Genomic DNA, 14,659 nt, shown 5'->3' with positions numbered 1-14,659 from the left:
AAAAGCTTTGCAAAACCATTTGTAACGGCAGTCTTGACATGCTATGATGATTAAATGACATCCATCGTTTGAGGTGAAGGTTCGACATGTGGGGATATATCATTACAGGAGTTATTGCGCTATTGGTTGGAGGGGTAGGCGGATTCTTTATCGGCGTCTACTATTTGCGCAAGCAGCTCGAAAAAATGCAGAGCAACCCGGAAATGCTGCAGCGTATGGCCAAGCAGATGGGCTATAACTTGAACAAACAGCAAATGCAGAAAATGCAGCAGATGATGAAAAATCAAAAGTTTCGTCCGTGAGCCTGAAGCCTTCAAGGCGCAGGCTTTCTTCTTTGCACCATCGAAAATTTGAAAAGAAGGGGGAATGACGATGCCGGCGAAGGAATATAAGAACCGTCTGGTTGCCGAAAACCGCGAACAAATCGAAGAGCATATTCGCCAAATTTTGCGTTTAATTGGCGAGGATGTGGACAGGGAAGGGCTGCTGGATACCCCTGCGAGGGTAACGCGCATGTATGAAGAAATTTTTGCGGGCTATGAGGCCGACTTCAGGGAGATTTTGGGCGTGGCTTTCGATGAAAAGCACGAGGAGCTTGTCATCGTCAAGGATATCGTGTACTACAGCCAGTGCGAGCATCATATGGCGCCTTTTTTCGGCAAGATTCATATCGGGTATATTCCGAGCGGCAAGATTGCCGGACTCAGCAAATTTGCCCGGCTCGTGGAAGCGGTGACCCGCCGATTGCAGGTACAAGAGAGAATCACTTCGGAGATTGCGGATATTATAGAAGAGGTGCTGGAGCCGCACGGTTGTATGGTCGTCGTGGAAGGGGAGCACCTGTGCATGTGCGCCCGCGGTGTGAAGAAGCCGGGCAGCAAGACCGTGACCTCTGCCGTTCGGGGCTTGTTCCGCAATGACGCGGCTGCGCGGGCTGAGTTCCTTGCTCTGGTAAAGGAGTAATGACATAGGCCGTTTGCGATGGTTTGTCCAAACCGGATAACGCAGTTGAACAAAAGCACTGGGCGCATGGGATGAGCGCGCTGGTGCTTTTGTTCATGCCGTAAGGATAATTTCACATATACCGGTCAATAAGGAAGCCACCTCAGCATCCGGGCGGCGGAGAACCGCTCATTGACATGATCCCAGTTGATGGTATGCCACCAGGATTCGATATACTTCGACCGCTCATTCTTGTACTTGAGGTAGTAGGCGTGTTCCCAGACATCCAGCACAAGCAGAGGGATCACATCCCATTGGGATAAATTTTGATGCTTTTCCGCCTGTAAAATCTCCAGCCGATGGCTGCGCGGACTCCATACGAGAATAGCCCAGCCTCCACCCTCCACTTTATCCGCTGCTGCGCTAAACTGCTTTTTGAACGCTTCAAAGCTGCCGAACGATTTCCTGATCTCGGCAGCAATCGGTCCGGTAGCCGGTCCGCCGCCGCCGGGCTTCATGATATTCCAGAATATCGTATGAAGGTAATGCCCCGCACCGTTAAACGCGAGTTCGCGTTCCCAATGCTTCACCAGCGCAAAATCATTGCTTTCCCTCGCTTTGGCCAGCATCGTTTCCGCATAATTTAAACCATCCACATAGCTCTTATGATGTTTATCATGATGAAGCTTCATCGTTTCCGTATCGATATACGGCTCCAACGCATCATAAGCGTAGGGGAGCGCCGGCAGCACATGACCACCGATCGGCACCGGTTTCAGGGCCGGTGTCGTAGGTCTAATACCCGACGACCAGGTTCCTTCCTGTGTAGCGGTTAACTCTTCATCGCTGCTTAATCTGTGGATGTGGGCTTTTTCCTCCGTATCCGGCGATGGTGCCGGCGTTCCCTCTTTAACTGCGAATTCCCGAGGCCAGACATATTCGTCCATGAATGGTCCCGGGCTGGCGGCATGAAGCACGCCAATAAAGTACTCCGATTCGCGAATAATATGCATAACCACCGTCTGGATGACTGGGTTTGACCGGACAGGCTGGCTTTGTTTCATGAGGTTAAACAACTGGTTGACGAATTCGCGCGATTGGCGGATGGAGATGTAGAGCAGCTGTTGGATTTGTGCGGACAAATAGGGGCTGATCGGCGGATGGGAACGGACCACGGCTTCGATGAGCTGTCCGCTAACGGCCTCCGTTTGGGCAAATACGCCCTCCCATTGCTGCATCAGCAAAACGAATTGCGGTTCCAACGTCGGAACAAGCTCGCGGATAACGACCGTATGCTCCTTCTCCTGCATTTTCCAAAAACGGATTTCCTCCAACACCCTTAAAGGCATCAAAGCTCCGTACACATACAGCATGACAAAAACCTCCCCGTCGTTCTGTCCTTCCAACTCTGTGCCGGTTGTACGAGATCATTGTATTCGGGGAGGCCATTGCCTATGCTACCTTGAATGGCTAAATTTAACTGGAGCCGGAGGAACGCTGGACAGCGTTCGCAGGAAGCCTGTCGTTATTTGAAGATAATCTTCTTTATGCGCCCGGTAAATGAGCTCATGCCCATCATTTTCGAGCAGCCACAGCTGGGAGCCGGAATCCGCTTTTTGCCGTTGGTAAATCTCTTGGGCTGTTTCGTAAGGGGCTTTCAGATCCTTCTTGCCGTGAATAAAGAAGATCGGGATATCATACTGTGTTTCCTTGACTTTCGAGTACGGCATTTGGTTCATGCTGACACCATTGATCAATGGAAAAAACATATGAACCAAAGACTGGGAGACCTTAGGCAAATTGGCTTCTTGCTTCATGTTGTGATACAGCGTATCGGGCTCCAGTACAAATGTGCTGTCGAGAATCATGCCGTCGATGTCCCTGGTTTGAAGCGCCGCCTGCAGAGCGGTACCCGCGCCCATAGAGAAGCCCCATACATAGACGCGTTCGGCCCCGCGGTCTTTGGCGTACTTGACTGCACCGAGCAGCTCCTGCGATTCGCGCAGCCCTCCGGTCACGTTCCAATTGGGTTGAACATATCCATAATCAAACATCAATACATTATATCCCTGATGGTATACGGCTTTGGCCAGATCATAGATCGGCACCCAAATTTCTTCACGGTTGCCCCCGTAGCCGTGGGAGAAAACGACCGTTTGCTTGGATGGCGCGGCCCCGGAAGCTGGAATGTACCAGCCTGACAGCTCCGATGATTCGTTTAGGCTCGGAAAGCGCACGTCCTCGTAAGGAGCTCCGAAGGCAAGAGCGGGATTGGAGCGCAGCGGGTCGATGTGCGGCCGTGCAAGAGTCCAGGCAACGTAAGCGTGAAAGGCCATAGTCAAACTGAACAGCAAGAGCAGCACGGACATCAGTGCGATAAGCCATCCTTTGTGGCGTCGGGCAAACGAGGTTCGTTTGATAGCGGTTTCAACGGTTGCCGGATTTAAAGGGACGGATGAGTAAGAGTTCGTTTCCATGATGGATCCCTCCCAACGTAAACTGAGGTTTCTGTAATTATACTATTCCAAAAGGGAAATTTGATTTCCAAAGAGGGAATAAAGAACCATACATTATTATGAAGCTTGGATCATTTTATTAATTTAATATTATAGGCAACTGCCGCATAGAGTCAATGAAAGTCGAAAAATGTAAACTACCTGTAATCTTCCTGTAATAATGAAGATGCTTAATGGAAGTGAAAAATGGGAATGACGATGATTTTCAGTTTAAAGATATGAAAATACATCGAAATAAGCTATAATATATTTCAACTGGTGAAACGGATTTTCGGGAGGTGGGAAGCTGATGGAAGACGGAAAATTAACCGTGCGCGCCGTTGAGCGTGCTTTGGATATCCTTCTTTGTTTTACGGAAGCCGAGGATTTGAGCTTAACCGAAATTGCAGGACGGGTAGGGCTGCACAAAAGTACGGTTCATCGGCTGCTCGCTTCTCTGGAAGGCAAGGGCTTCATCATCCGCAATCCCGGATCGGAGCGCTACCGGCTCGGTTTTCGCATATGGGAGCTATCGGCGAACCTGACGCACAGCGACGACCCCGCGTTGATTCTGCTGCCGGAGCTGGAGCGTCTGCGCGACCAAGTGGGAGAGACGGTCAGTCTGTATGTGCGCGACGGGATGGAGCGTGTCCGCGTTCAGGCGGTGCAGAGCAATCAAGCCATTCGCCGTGTGGCGCCGATCGGAGCAAGACTGCCGCTGTACGTCGGCGCGTCGAGCAAAATCCTTGTCGCCTTCGCGGACCCTGCGGAGCAGCAGGCTTTGCTGCACGATCCTGCCTGGCCAAAAACGGTGAGTACGGCTGCTTATATGGAGCAGCTGGAGGAAGTAAGGACGCTGGGCTATGCCACCAGCGTGGAGGAGCGCGAGCCCGGCGCTGCGGCTGTGGCGGCTCCGATCTTCGGCCGGGCACAGCGGCTGGTTGCTGCGCTCGCGGTTTCGGGTCCCTCCAACCGGCTGACGCTGGAGATGATGAAAGAGCATGCGCCGATTCTTATGGAAGCCGCCCGGCGCATGGGCAAAATGCTGAAGTAAATGAAGCAGCGCTTCTTTTCGACGCCTGTTCGCATGAAGAACCATGAAAAAAACCTCCGGGCCTCTGGAAAAATAGAGGCTTCGGAGGTTTTTGTATATTGAAGGATTTTCAATTAAGCCATGATTTGACGCAGAACTGTCTGCAGAATACCGCCGTTGCGGTAGTATTCTACGTCAACGTAGCTGTCCAGACGGGCGATCACTTCAAAGCTGAAGGTGGAGCCGTCTTCGCGGGTTACATTTACGGTTAATTTTTGACCCGGCTGTACATCGTTGTTCAGGCCGACAATATCGAACGTTTCGGTACCGGTGAGGCCAAGGGATTTCCAGCTTTGGCCATCGATGAATTGCAGCGGCAATACGCCCATGCCAACCAGGTTGGAACGGTGGATCCGCTCGAAGCTTTCGGCGATAACGGCTTTCACGCCGAGCAGGAACGTACCTTTGGCCGCCCAGTCGCGGGAGCTTCCCGTACCGTATTCTTTACCCGCAATGACAACAAGGTTCGTGCCTTGCTCTTGATACTTCATGGAAGCGTCATAGATGGACATGACCTCGCCTGTCGGCAGGTAAGTGGTTACGCCGCCCTCAGTGCCCGGAGCCACTTGGTTGCGGATCCGGATGTTGGCGAATGTGCCGCGCATCATCACTTCGTGGTTACCACGGCGGGAGCCGTACGAGTTAAAGTCTTCCTTCTTCACGCCATGCTCGATCAGGTATTTACCCGCCGGGCTGTCGGCTTTGATGTTGCCTGCAGGCGAGATGTGGTCCGTTGTTACGGAGTCGCCCAGCAAGGCCAGCGTTTTGGCGCCGCGGATATCCGTAATGTCGGAGAGCTGATCGCCAACATTGGTAAAGAACGGCGGATTGGCAATGTAGGTGGATTTTTCATCCCACTCATACAGATCGCCTTCCGGAACCTGGATCGCATTGAAGCGAGGGTTGGAACGGAATACATCGGCATATTTTGCACGGTACAATTCAGGGCTCATTGCGGACTGGATCGCTTCTTGAATCTCTTGAGCCGTTGGCCAGATGTCTTTCAGGTATACCGGTTCGTTCTTCTGATCGTAACCGATCGGATCGTTGGCCAGGTCAATATTCACCGTGCCCGCCAAAGCGTAAGCTACGACAAGCGGTGGAGAAGCCAGGTAGTTTGCTTTGACTTGCGCATGAACGCGGCCTTCAAAGTTCCGGTTACCGGAAAGCACGGCAGCAACCGTCATATCGTTGTCGGCAATCGCCGCGCTTACTTCGTCCGGAAGCGGTCCGGAGTTACCGATACAAGTAGCGCAGCCGTAGCCTGCCACGTGGAAGCCAAGCGATTCGAGCGGTTCGAGAAGCCCCGCTTTTTTCAGGTAGTCGGTTACAACCAGGGAACCTGGTGTCAAAGAGCTCTTGACATAACCCGGTTTGCGCAGACCGCGTGCTACAGCTTTCTTCGCAACAAGGCCGGCGCCCAGCATAACGCTTGGGTTGGACGTATTCGTACAGGAAGTAATCGCAGCAATGACCACTGCACCGGTGCCCATTTTGCTTGTTTCCCCGTTAGGATGCTTCACTTCCACCACTTCGGCGATTTTTTCTTCGGAGAGACCGTAGCCGCCTTTTTCAATCGGGGTGCGAATGATGCTGTTGAACGATTCTTTCATGTTCGTCAGCTCTACGCGGTCCTGCGGACGCTTCGGACCGGCCAAGCTTGGAACGACGGAACCAAGATCAAGCTCGATGGTGTCGCTGAATACCGGATCCGGCGTATCATCGGTACGGAACATGCCTTGCGCTTTATAGTAAGCTTCAACGAGCGCGATTTGTTCTTCGGAACGGCCTGTACCTCTCAGGTAGTTCAAGGACTCTGCGTCCACCGGGAAGAAGCCGATCGTTGCGCCGTATTCCGGTGCCATGTTGGCTACCGTTGCACGGTCTGCCAAGCTGATGTTGCTCAGACCGGGACCGTAGAACTCGACGAATTTGCCGACAACGCCTTTCTTGCGCAGCATTTGCGTAACGGTCAAAGCAAGGTCTGTCGCCGTAGCGCCTTCTGCCAGTGTACCTGTCAGCTTGAAGCCGATAACCTCAGGTGTAACAAAATAGAGCGGTTGGCCAAGCATTCCGGCTTCCGCCTCGATACCGCCGACGCCCCAGCCCACGATACCGAGACCGTTGATCATCGTCGTGTGGGAGTCGGTGCCTACAAGGGAATCCGGGTATACGAACGTTTCGCCGTCAACGGTTTTCGTAGCGGCTACCGATGCCAGATACTCCAGGTTGACTTGGTGGACGATCCCCGTATCCGGCGGAACGGCGCGGAAGTTGTCAAAAGCGGTTTGCGCCCAGCGCAGGAAGCGGTAGCGTTCCTCGTTGCGTTCAAACTCCACTCTCTCGTTATATTCACGCGCTTCCTTGGAGCCGAATGCGTCAACCATGACGGAGTGGTCGATAACAAGATCAACGGGCACGAGCGGATTGATGCGTTTCGGGTCTCCTCCGGCACGCTTCATGGTATCTCTCATGGCTGCGAGGTCAACGACAACCGGTACGCCAGTGAAGTCCTGCAGCACGATACGTGCAGGAATGAAAGGAATTTCTTTGTTGGCGTCGCGTTCGGAGGCCCAGTTAGCGATTTGTTTGACATGCTCTTGTGTAATGGCCTTTCCGTCGAATTGACGAACGGCTGCTTCAAGAAGAACTTTAATGGAAAAAGGGAGATTGGAAATCGTTCCGTTTCCTTGCTCCTCGAACGCCGGCAGGCTGTAGTAGCTATAGGATTTATTGCCTACGTTCAGCTGCTTGCGGACTGAAAATTGGTCTTTGATAGACATCGTCGCTAATTCCTCCTTTAAAACAATTATTCAGCCTTTTATTTTGTTTCACCTAGTAAAACTAGATTTCAAAATTAGCTCTAATTACAGTATACATGCTGCGGCCCCTTTTCGTAAAGGTTGATTTGAATCATTTTTGTACGGTTTTATGCATACGAATGGAATGAATGTTTGAAACGCCGAATAACTCCCGACAGGTTTTTTAAGGAAAGGGGCCAGATGCCATGACTTGGAAAACGATCCTGTACGACTATGTACATCATCGCAATCAAATGGACATCGATTATTCCGTAGATCCCATGCTGCCGATTGTAGAGGACGAAGCATACCTCCACGACCAGACCGCCCGACTTTCCCGCAGAGCGGCGACGGACAAGGATAGACATTTCATACCGGTCAAAAGCGAAACCCGTCTTACGATATTACGCGCTGCAGAGCGGGAAGACCGGGTTATGGCCGATGTATTGCTGCGGAGAACCTCCGTAGGCCAGATTGGCCACTCTTCTTATGAAGAACAACGGCTGGAGCAGGAGCGCGTGACGCTGGTACCCGGAGCCGACGGCTGGATCATTGCTAAGATTGAAGCGCTCCAAACGGAAGCGGCGCTTCGTTTGAAGCCGGCTGTTGCCGGCGGCATTATGGAGGCGGAGGACGAATTCGCAGCGGTCGGTTTGATGCGGGCGCCGTCCGTGCCTTTCCTGAACCGGCAGCTTGTGCCGGAGCTGCAGCATTCCGCGGCGCGGGCGATATACAATCGAATGGAGGCCGCCCGTTACGCGGATCTCTGGTGGGATAAAGGGAACCCGGCTTACCTGACATTCGAAGTGAACTGCAGTAACTATGTGTCCCAATGTCTGTTTGCCGGAGGCGCTCCGATGAAGCATACGGGCCAGAGAGATACGGGATGGTGGTACAAAGGCCGTGTAGGCGGGCGGGAGCTGTGGAGCTTCAGTTGGGCTGTTGCCGAAAGCCTGCAGTTTTATTTGCTGACCAGCCGATCAGGTCTTCGCGCTCAGGAGGTTTCCAGCGCGGCCGAGCTTGAGCCGGGCGATGTCATCAGCTATGACTGGGACGGCGACGGCCGATTCCAGCACACGACAGTGGTTACCGCCAAAGATTCCAACGGGATGCCGCTGGTTAACGCCAATACGGTCAGCAGCAAGCACCGTTATTGGAGCTACACGGATTCGCCGGCGTGGACTGAACGTACGCGTTACCGGCTTTTACATATTTCGGATTCTTTTTAAATGCATATGAGACGTGCCTTAGATTAGGTTTTGCTAATTTTACCGTGTCCATGCACCTTCGAGGCGTTGTTTTTCTATATTTATGATTCGCGGGCGGTGTCGGAATTTTCCGGGGGTTCGGTATCGGATGCGGGGAATGTGCCACGTGTCCAGGCTTGCTTTTGCCTTGCCGCTTCCATTATGCTAAGGCTAATGAACAAGCCGGGAGGAGAAATTCTATGGGTTTTCAAACCGAATTTAATTCCGTTTGCAAATTTAAGTCCGAGCAGGAGCTGTTCGAGCTGCTGGAATACGGCCGCGGCAAAATGGTAAAGAAAGGCTTTCGCGTTTATCCCGCAGGACAGAAGGTGATTGCTTACACCCCGGACAATCAGGCGATTGCCATCGTGAAAATTCTCGCCTCCATCGCCGAAATCAATTTCCAGGGGGAAGAAGTGACGGAGGTCGAAATGGAGCTGGTCCGCAAGCTCACGGATGAAGAAGCGCGCATACAAACCGCATTAGCCGACGAATTGTTTTTTGGAGCTGGAAAGTAGATCCTACAAACCGGAGTTTGGAGCACTCATTCCTTAATGGTATGGGTGCTTTGTTTTTAAGTTCGAATTTAGGACGGGCGGAATACACGATATGATGCCGGAGGCCGGGAGGAAAGATGATGCGCAGCTGATGGAATCTGTGAGGGGAGAATCCGGTTTAACCGTGCTGTTCCAAGCTTCTTTTGAACTGTGAACGGTCCTGTTCAGGGGCGAAAAGCGCGCTTGAAATATTCGGTAAAATGATATACTTTGAGTAGGGAAGAAAGTGTCCAAGCCCTATTTGACAATGGAGAGGGGAACGTACGGATGAGTTTGCTAGAGGGTAAAAATATTGTGGTTATGGGTGTGGCTAATGACCGGAGTATCGCATGGGCGATTGCGCAGTCTTTGGCGAGCCAAGGCGCCAAATTGGTGTTTACGTATGAGAACGAACGGGTGGAGGAACGCGTGCGCAAGCTGGTGAATACGATTCCGGATGCGGTCATGCTGCCCTGCAATGTGACCGTTGATGAAGATATCGAGAAGCTGGCGGGTTCCTTAAAGGAGCATTTCGGCGCGCTTCACGGTATCGTGCACAGCATTGCTTTTGCCCGGACCGAAGAGCTTGAAGGCTTGTTCGTGAATACGAGCCGGGACGGATTCGCTCTGGCGCACGACATCAGCGCGTATTCGCTGGTTGCTGTTGCACAAAAGCTGTATCCGCTCATGACCGAGGGCGGAAGCATTATGACGATGACCTACCTCGGGGCTGAACGCGCCATGAAAAACTACAATGTCATGGGGGTTGCCAAGGCTGCTCTGGAAGCCAGCGTGCGTTATTTGGCGAACGATCTGGGCCAATTCAACATTCGCGTGAACGCCATCTCCGCCGGTCCGATCCGGACGCTTGCCGCGAAAGGGATTAAGGATTTTAACTCCATCCTGAAAACCGTAGAGGAAAAAGCGCCTCTTCGCCGGACGACGGAAACCGCCGAAGTTGGCGATACGGCTATGTTCCTGATGAGTAACTTGTCCCGGGGCATCACCGGCGAAGTAATTTATGTAGATAGCGGGTATCACATCGTTGGTGTGTAATACGAGATTTCCAAATAGTGGACCACCTGTTGTTTTATTGACAGGTGGTTTTTTTGTGCTTTATGGTATATGGTATTCTTGGGGAAAGTGTATAAAATTTATACTATAATATGGCATGGGGAATGTTTACCTTTCTGTTTAAGGCGAACATATCCTTTGTTTTTCACCTGCTGACCATCCGGTTTGCGGGGTGGAGGCGCTGGCTGCTAGCCGGATTATTGTTCATTACGGGGGCTGTGTCGTATATAGTATCCGGAAAAACTTGCTTATTGCCTGATCCCGGCGTAGTGCCGGTGCTTCTCAGCTTCTTGTCAGCGGGGACATTATCGTTATTCATTCACCGCCGAATCCGTGTAAAGGGGGCTTTCTTCGGCGACATCGAACGCGAACATAAAGAGAAGATGAAGATTGCTTCGCTTGTGCTGAGCCAAGGGATAGAGAAACCGCCGAGCACCCCTCGTTCCCGGCCCTTGTTATTCCGCAGGTCCGGCAGATTGTTTCACCGGCGGACACCGGGGACAGGGGTGGCGGAAGCGGCCTTGAAGGCGTTTGTCAGAAGCGGGCCGCGAATGAAGCTTTATGTGCAGTTTGTGGTGCTTGTGATGTATGCAGTGGCGATCGTGCCCTCATGGTTAAAGTGGCTGCTTTGGGGCGTTTTAGCTTTTCTGCTGGCTTCATGGCTTAGGATTAGCGGGCAGGAGCTGCTGGATTCCCGTTATCTCCGGTTGTTCCGGTGGGAGGCCGCGGATTTGTCCGACGGCATGAGCCGTGCGGTATTTACGCTGCTGCTCCCGGCAACCTTAGCCATGAGCGTTGCTCTCGCTTGCACTGCATGGCCTGAAAGGTTGTGGCTGGGTGTACCGCTGATGCTTTCGGCCGGGACAGTCCTGGCTTATGCCGTATCCCGGCTGATGATATTGGGAGTGCGGATCGGGACAAGCGGCCCGCCAAAAGCGAACCATGATTCTGTTCGCGACGGTTAAACCCGGCATATATAATACGATACTAAGTTAACGAACATAAAGGCATATCGGGAAGGAGAATGGTTATGATCGAGCTCATGGACGTGACCAAAAGCTATAACGGTACGGTAAAAGCAGTGGATAACCTGACGCTGACTGTCCGGGGCGGCGAAATCTTCGGTTTTCTCGGACCGAACGGCGCCGGGAAAACGACAACGATCAAAATGATCACCGGCATTATTCAGCCGGACAAAGGCACGATCCGGATCAACGGGAAGGACATATCCCAATCGCCGCTTGAAGCGAAGAAGCAGTTTGGCTACGTTCCGGATAGTCCGGATTTGTTTTTACGGCTCAAGGGGTTGGAATATTTGAATTTTATGGCCGACATGTACGATGTGCCGCGAGAGCTGAGAAAGGAACGTATAGAGGCGCTCGCCCGGCGTTTCGATATGCTGCATGCGTTATCTGACCCGATCCAAAGCTATTCTCACGGCATGCGGCAAAAAATCGTTATTATGGGTGTCCTTGTGCATGACCCGGCCGTATGGATTCTCGACGAGCCCCTGACCGGTCTTGACCCCAAATCATCGTACACGCTGAAGGAAATGATGCGGGAGCATGCGGACAGCGGCAAAACGGTACTTTTCTCCACCCATGTGCTTGAGGTGGCTGAAAAGCTGTGTGACCGGGTGGCGATCATCAATAAGGGCGTGATCTTGTTCTGCGGAACATTTAAGGACATGCAGGAGCGCTTCCAATCGGATCAGTCCTTGGAAAGCCTGTTTTTGGAGCTGACGAATCATGAATAAAACGCTTCTGCTAACACGCATCCTGCTCAAGAACGGCGGAGGACAGCTAACGGGGGCAGGCAGGAAAAAACGCAGGCTTTCCGTACGGTTTCTTTTGCCGGTGCTTCTATTGGCCGCCTTTTTGCCTTTGATGTTCTCTTTGGTTTCGTTGGTCTCTTTTATGTACGAAGGACTTACGTCTATTGGACTCGAAGGGATGATCCCGGGTCTTGGCCTGGCAGTCACATGTGTAGTCATCTTCATGTTCGGCGTTTTTTATGTCATCAACGTCTTTTACTTCTCTCAGGACGTCGAGCACTTGCTGCCGCTTCCATTGAAGCCTGCCCAGATCTTGACGGCCAAATTTATCGTAACGCTGCTTTATGAGTATTTGACGCAGCTGCTTCTGCTTTTGCCCGTGCTGCTGACCTTTGGGATCAAGAATGGCAGCGGAATCGTCTACTATATCTATTCGGGGCTTATCTTCCTGGCGCTCCCTATCATTCCGCTGGTGTTGTCTTCCCTTGTAGCCATGATCACCATGAGCTTTTCCGGTATCGCCCGCAACAAAGACCGTTTTAGGATGTTGGCGGGAATTGCGGCGGTTATTCTTTCTGTCGGGGGCAATATTTTATTTCAACGTACGATGAACAAATCGATGAATCCCGAACAGCTGCAAGACATGCTGCAGAACGGCCATAACGCCTTCATCGATTTGGCGGCCCGGGCATTTCCAAGCGCCAAGCTGGCGGCTGATGCGCTGTTGAAGGAGACGTCATTGGCAGGGTTGGCGAGTCTGACGCTTTTCCTAAGCCTTTCTTGTCTGTTCTTTATCGGATTTGTCTTTCTTGGACAGCGCCTGTATTTTAAAGGCGTGTTAGGCATTTCGGAATCGTCGGCGCGGCGGAAACGGCTTAGCGCATCCCGGTATGACAAGTTGACTGTGCAGCAGTCTGTACTAAAAGCTTACTTGATCAAAGAACTTCGTATTCTGTTTCGAACCCCGCCCTACTTCCTGAACTGTGTACTGATGTCTTTTTTGTGGCCGGTGTTTTTTCTTATTCCGGTTCTGACACAGCCGAATTTGATGGAAAGCTTAAGGACAGCGGAAAGCATAGTTAATCATGACGGTATGGCGGCTCTTATTCTTGCGGGCGGTGCCGGTATATTTCTCTTTGTCTCCGGAACGAACCCTACGGCCTCCACTTCGATCTCCAGAGAAGGCACCGGGTTCTTTGTAAATAAATATTTGCCGGTCGCGTATGGGAAAATGATTTCGGCGAAAATGCTCGCCGGATGGCTCCTGACGCTTTCAAGCGCATTTCTGCTTACGGCTTTAGCCTATCTTCTGCTTCAACTGCCGCTGCTGCTTGTGCTTTTGCTGCTTCTGGTGAGTATTCCGGCCACGCTGTTTTGCTGTTCGACCGGCGTTCTGATCGATCTTCTGATGCCGAAGCTGCATTGGGACAATGAACAAAAAGCGGTGAAGCAAAATTTAAACGGCATATATAATATGCTGATCGGCATTCTGGCAGCCGGCCTTATCTTTTTCGTTGTTTTTAAGCTGGAGCTCAGCTTGCTCTCTACCGCACTTGCTCTTCTGGTTTTATTTATTGGCGCGGATTTCTTGCTGTATCGCCTTCTGATGACCAAAGGGCGGAAGTGGTTTTTGAAGATAGAGGTTTAATCTGCCTCCAATCACTCTTTTGTTACATTCAGCAACGTTTTTGTGAATTTCGTAGCAAATTTTTCGTATATTATCTATACTGGAAATAATCAATCCGATTACAAACAATATTATCAGATTTTTTATTTATCGGTATAGAAAAGGAATGATTATGGATGCCAAATCAAAATCCCATATCCTCTGCTGTCGGAAGCAAGAGTTTTACCGCGGTTGCCATTAATACCGCATCGAAAGCCGGGGAATGGATTGTGAGTAAGCTTGGAGATTTCAATAATCTGCAGCTCAAATCCTCCATGCATGATCTGGTAACGGAAGTCGATAAAGGCGCGGAAAAGATGATCCGCAATTTGATTCAAACCCATTTTCCGCATCATGAAATTCTCGGTGAAGAGGGCGTAGAGCCCGGACCGGACGCATCCCGGAAAGCGCTGGAGCAAGTCAGCCATGCCGAATATTTATGGATTGTGGACCCGTTGGACGGTACAACCAATTTCGTTCACGGCTTTCCCTTTTTTTCGGTATCCATCGCTCTTGCGCATAAAGGTGAGGTCATCGTAGGCGTGGTATACAATCCTGTTCATAATGAACTATATGTTGCGGAAAAGGGCAAAGGGGCCTATCTGAAAGGAAAACGGATGCGGGTATCGTCCGAGCTGACGCTGGATCACAGCCTTATTGCGACCGGTTTATCGGCCGATCGTTCACATGCGATGCCTGTAAATATGCGGGGGATTCAAGCAATGGGTCCCAAGGTGCGGAATCTTCGCGTAGCCGGTTCGGCCGCCTTGCACATGGCTTATGTTGCCGCGGGGCGCTTAAGCGGTTTTTGGGAAATTGGACTGAACTCGTGGGATATGGCTGCGGGGGCTATTCTCATTACGGAATCCGGCGGCAGGGTAACGGATACGCTGGGCAATCCCTACAGCTTGAACGTTCGCCATGTGCTCGCGAGCAACGGACATATCCATGATGAAATGGTACGGGAGCTTGGAGCGGCAAACGCAACCGGTTTTTAAAAACGCGGGCTTATAGGTTGTTGTTTTTAGCGC

The 14,659-nt window shown here is 51.6% G+C and carries 13 protein-coding genes; 10 read left to right on the top strand and 3 right to left on the bottom strand.

The features are described from left to right. Nucleotides 1-86 precede the first annotated feature (86 nt). Together EXW96_RS23230 and folE are read left to right on the top strand one after the other, a co-directional pair. Entirely contained in the window at nucleotides 87-302 is a 216-nt protein-coding gene (locus tag EXW96_RS23230) for a YneF family protein (RefSeq protein ID WP_062409939.1), read from the top strand. Between the two features lie 70 nt (nucleotides 303-372). Further along, a complete protein-coding gene (folE, locus tag EXW96_RS23225) occupies nucleotides 373-963 on the top strand; it encodes a GTP cyclohydrolase I FolE (protein WP_137670970.1) in 591 nt (196 codons plus the stop codon). 125 nt (nucleotides 964-1,088) lie between these two features. Here the strand turns inward: folE and EXW96_RS23220 are convergent, their stop codons facing one another. Together EXW96_RS23220 and EXW96_RS23215 are read right to left on the bottom strand one after the other, a co-directional pair. After that, nucleotides 1,089-2,315 (bottom strand): Fe-Mn family superoxide dismutase, encoded by a 1,227-nt coding sequence (locus EXW96_RS23220; protein ID WP_137670971.1) that lies wholly within the window; start codon nucleotides 2,313-2,315, stop codon nucleotides 1,089-1,091. A gap of 84 nt (nucleotides 2,316-2,399) precedes the next feature. Continuing rightward, nucleotides 2,400-3,419, bottom strand: coding sequence for an alpha/beta hydrolase (locus EXW96_RS23215; RefSeq protein WP_174351531.1), 1,020 nt, complete (start codon nucleotides 3,417-3,419; stop codon nucleotides 2,400-2,402). 328 nt (nucleotides 3,420-3,747) lie between these two features. On the opposite strand from EXW96_RS23215, the gene EXW96_RS23210 reads away from it, so the two are divergent. Further along, nucleotides 3,748-4,491, top strand: a complete 744-nt coding sequence (locus EXW96_RS23210; protein ID WP_054819542.1) for an IclR family transcriptional regulator — start codon at nucleotides 3,748-3,750, stop codon at nucleotides 4,489-4,491. Nucleotides 4,492-4,604: 113 nt separating this feature from the next. On the opposite strand, the gene acnA is transcribed toward EXW96_RS23210, so the two are convergent. Continuing rightward, nucleotides 4,605-7,313: an aconitate hydratase AcnA gene (gene acnA / locus EXW96_RS23205; protein ID WP_174351530.1), complete on the bottom strand. Its 2,709-nt coding sequence runs from the start codon at nucleotides 7,311-7,313 to the stop codon at nucleotides 4,605-4,607. 224 nt (nucleotides 7,314-7,537) lie between these two features. Between acnA and EXW96_RS23200 the strand changes: the two genes are divergently transcribed. The 7 genes from EXW96_RS23200 (at nucleotide 7,538) to EXW96_RS23170 (ending at nucleotide 14,626) form a co-directional block, all read left to right on the top strand. Then, entirely contained in the window at nucleotides 7,538-8,560 is a 1,023-nt protein-coding gene (locus EXW96_RS23200; RefSeq protein WP_174351529.1) for an amidase domain-containing protein, read from the top strand. A 218-nt stretch (nucleotides 8,561-8,778) separates the two neighbouring features. Further along, entirely contained in the window at nucleotides 8,779-9,096 is a 318-nt protein-coding gene (locus EXW96_RS23195; RefSeq protein ID WP_054819544.1) for a hypothetical protein, read from the top strand. Between the two features lie 306 nt (nucleotides 9,097-9,402). After that, nucleotides 9,403-10,170, top strand: coding sequence for an enoyl-ACP reductase FabI (gene fabI, locus EXW96_RS23190; RefSeq protein WP_054819545.1), 768 nt, complete (start codon nucleotides 9,403-9,405; stop codon nucleotides 10,168-10,170). Between the two features lie 122 nt (nucleotides 10,171-10,292). Next, on the top strand, nucleotides 10,293-11,153 hold the full coding sequence (locus tag EXW96_RS23185; protein WP_174351528.1) for an ABC transporter permease: 861 nt from the start codon (nucleotides 10,293-10,295) through the stop codon (nucleotides 11,151-11,153). Nucleotides 11,154-11,218: 65 nt separating this feature from the next. Further along, the gene (locus EXW96_RS23180; RefSeq protein ID WP_174351527.1) at nucleotides 11,219-11,944 is read left to right on the top strand and encodes an ABC transporter ATP-binding protein; all 726 of its coding nucleotides are present in this window, start codon (nucleotides 11,219-11,221) and stop codon (nucleotides 11,942-11,944) included. Next, a complete protein-coding gene (locus EXW96_RS23175) occupies nucleotides 11,937-13,610 on the top strand; it encodes a putative ABC transporter permease subunit (protein ID WP_174351526.1) in 1,674 nt (557 codons plus the stop codon). The genes EXW96_RS23180 and EXW96_RS23175 overlap by 8 nt, the downstream gene beginning before the upstream one ends. A 155-nt stretch (nucleotides 13,611-13,765) precedes the next feature. Continuing rightward, nucleotides 13,766-14,626, top strand: a complete 861-nt coding sequence (locus tag EXW96_RS23170) for an inositol monophosphatase family protein (RefSeq protein WP_062409932.1) — start codon at nucleotides 13,766-13,768, stop codon at nucleotides 14,624-14,626. Nucleotides 14,627-14,659: the final 33 nt, after the last annotated feature.

This window comes from Paenibacillus sp. JMULE4 (assembly GCF_013337105.1).
GTDB lineage: Bacteria > Bacillota > Bacilli > Paenibacillales > NBRC-103111 > Paenibacillus_G > Paenibacillus_G naphthalenovorans.
The sequence above is the reverse complement of the archived record's forward strand: the minus strand, read 5'-3'. Positions and strand labels throughout refer to the sequence as shown.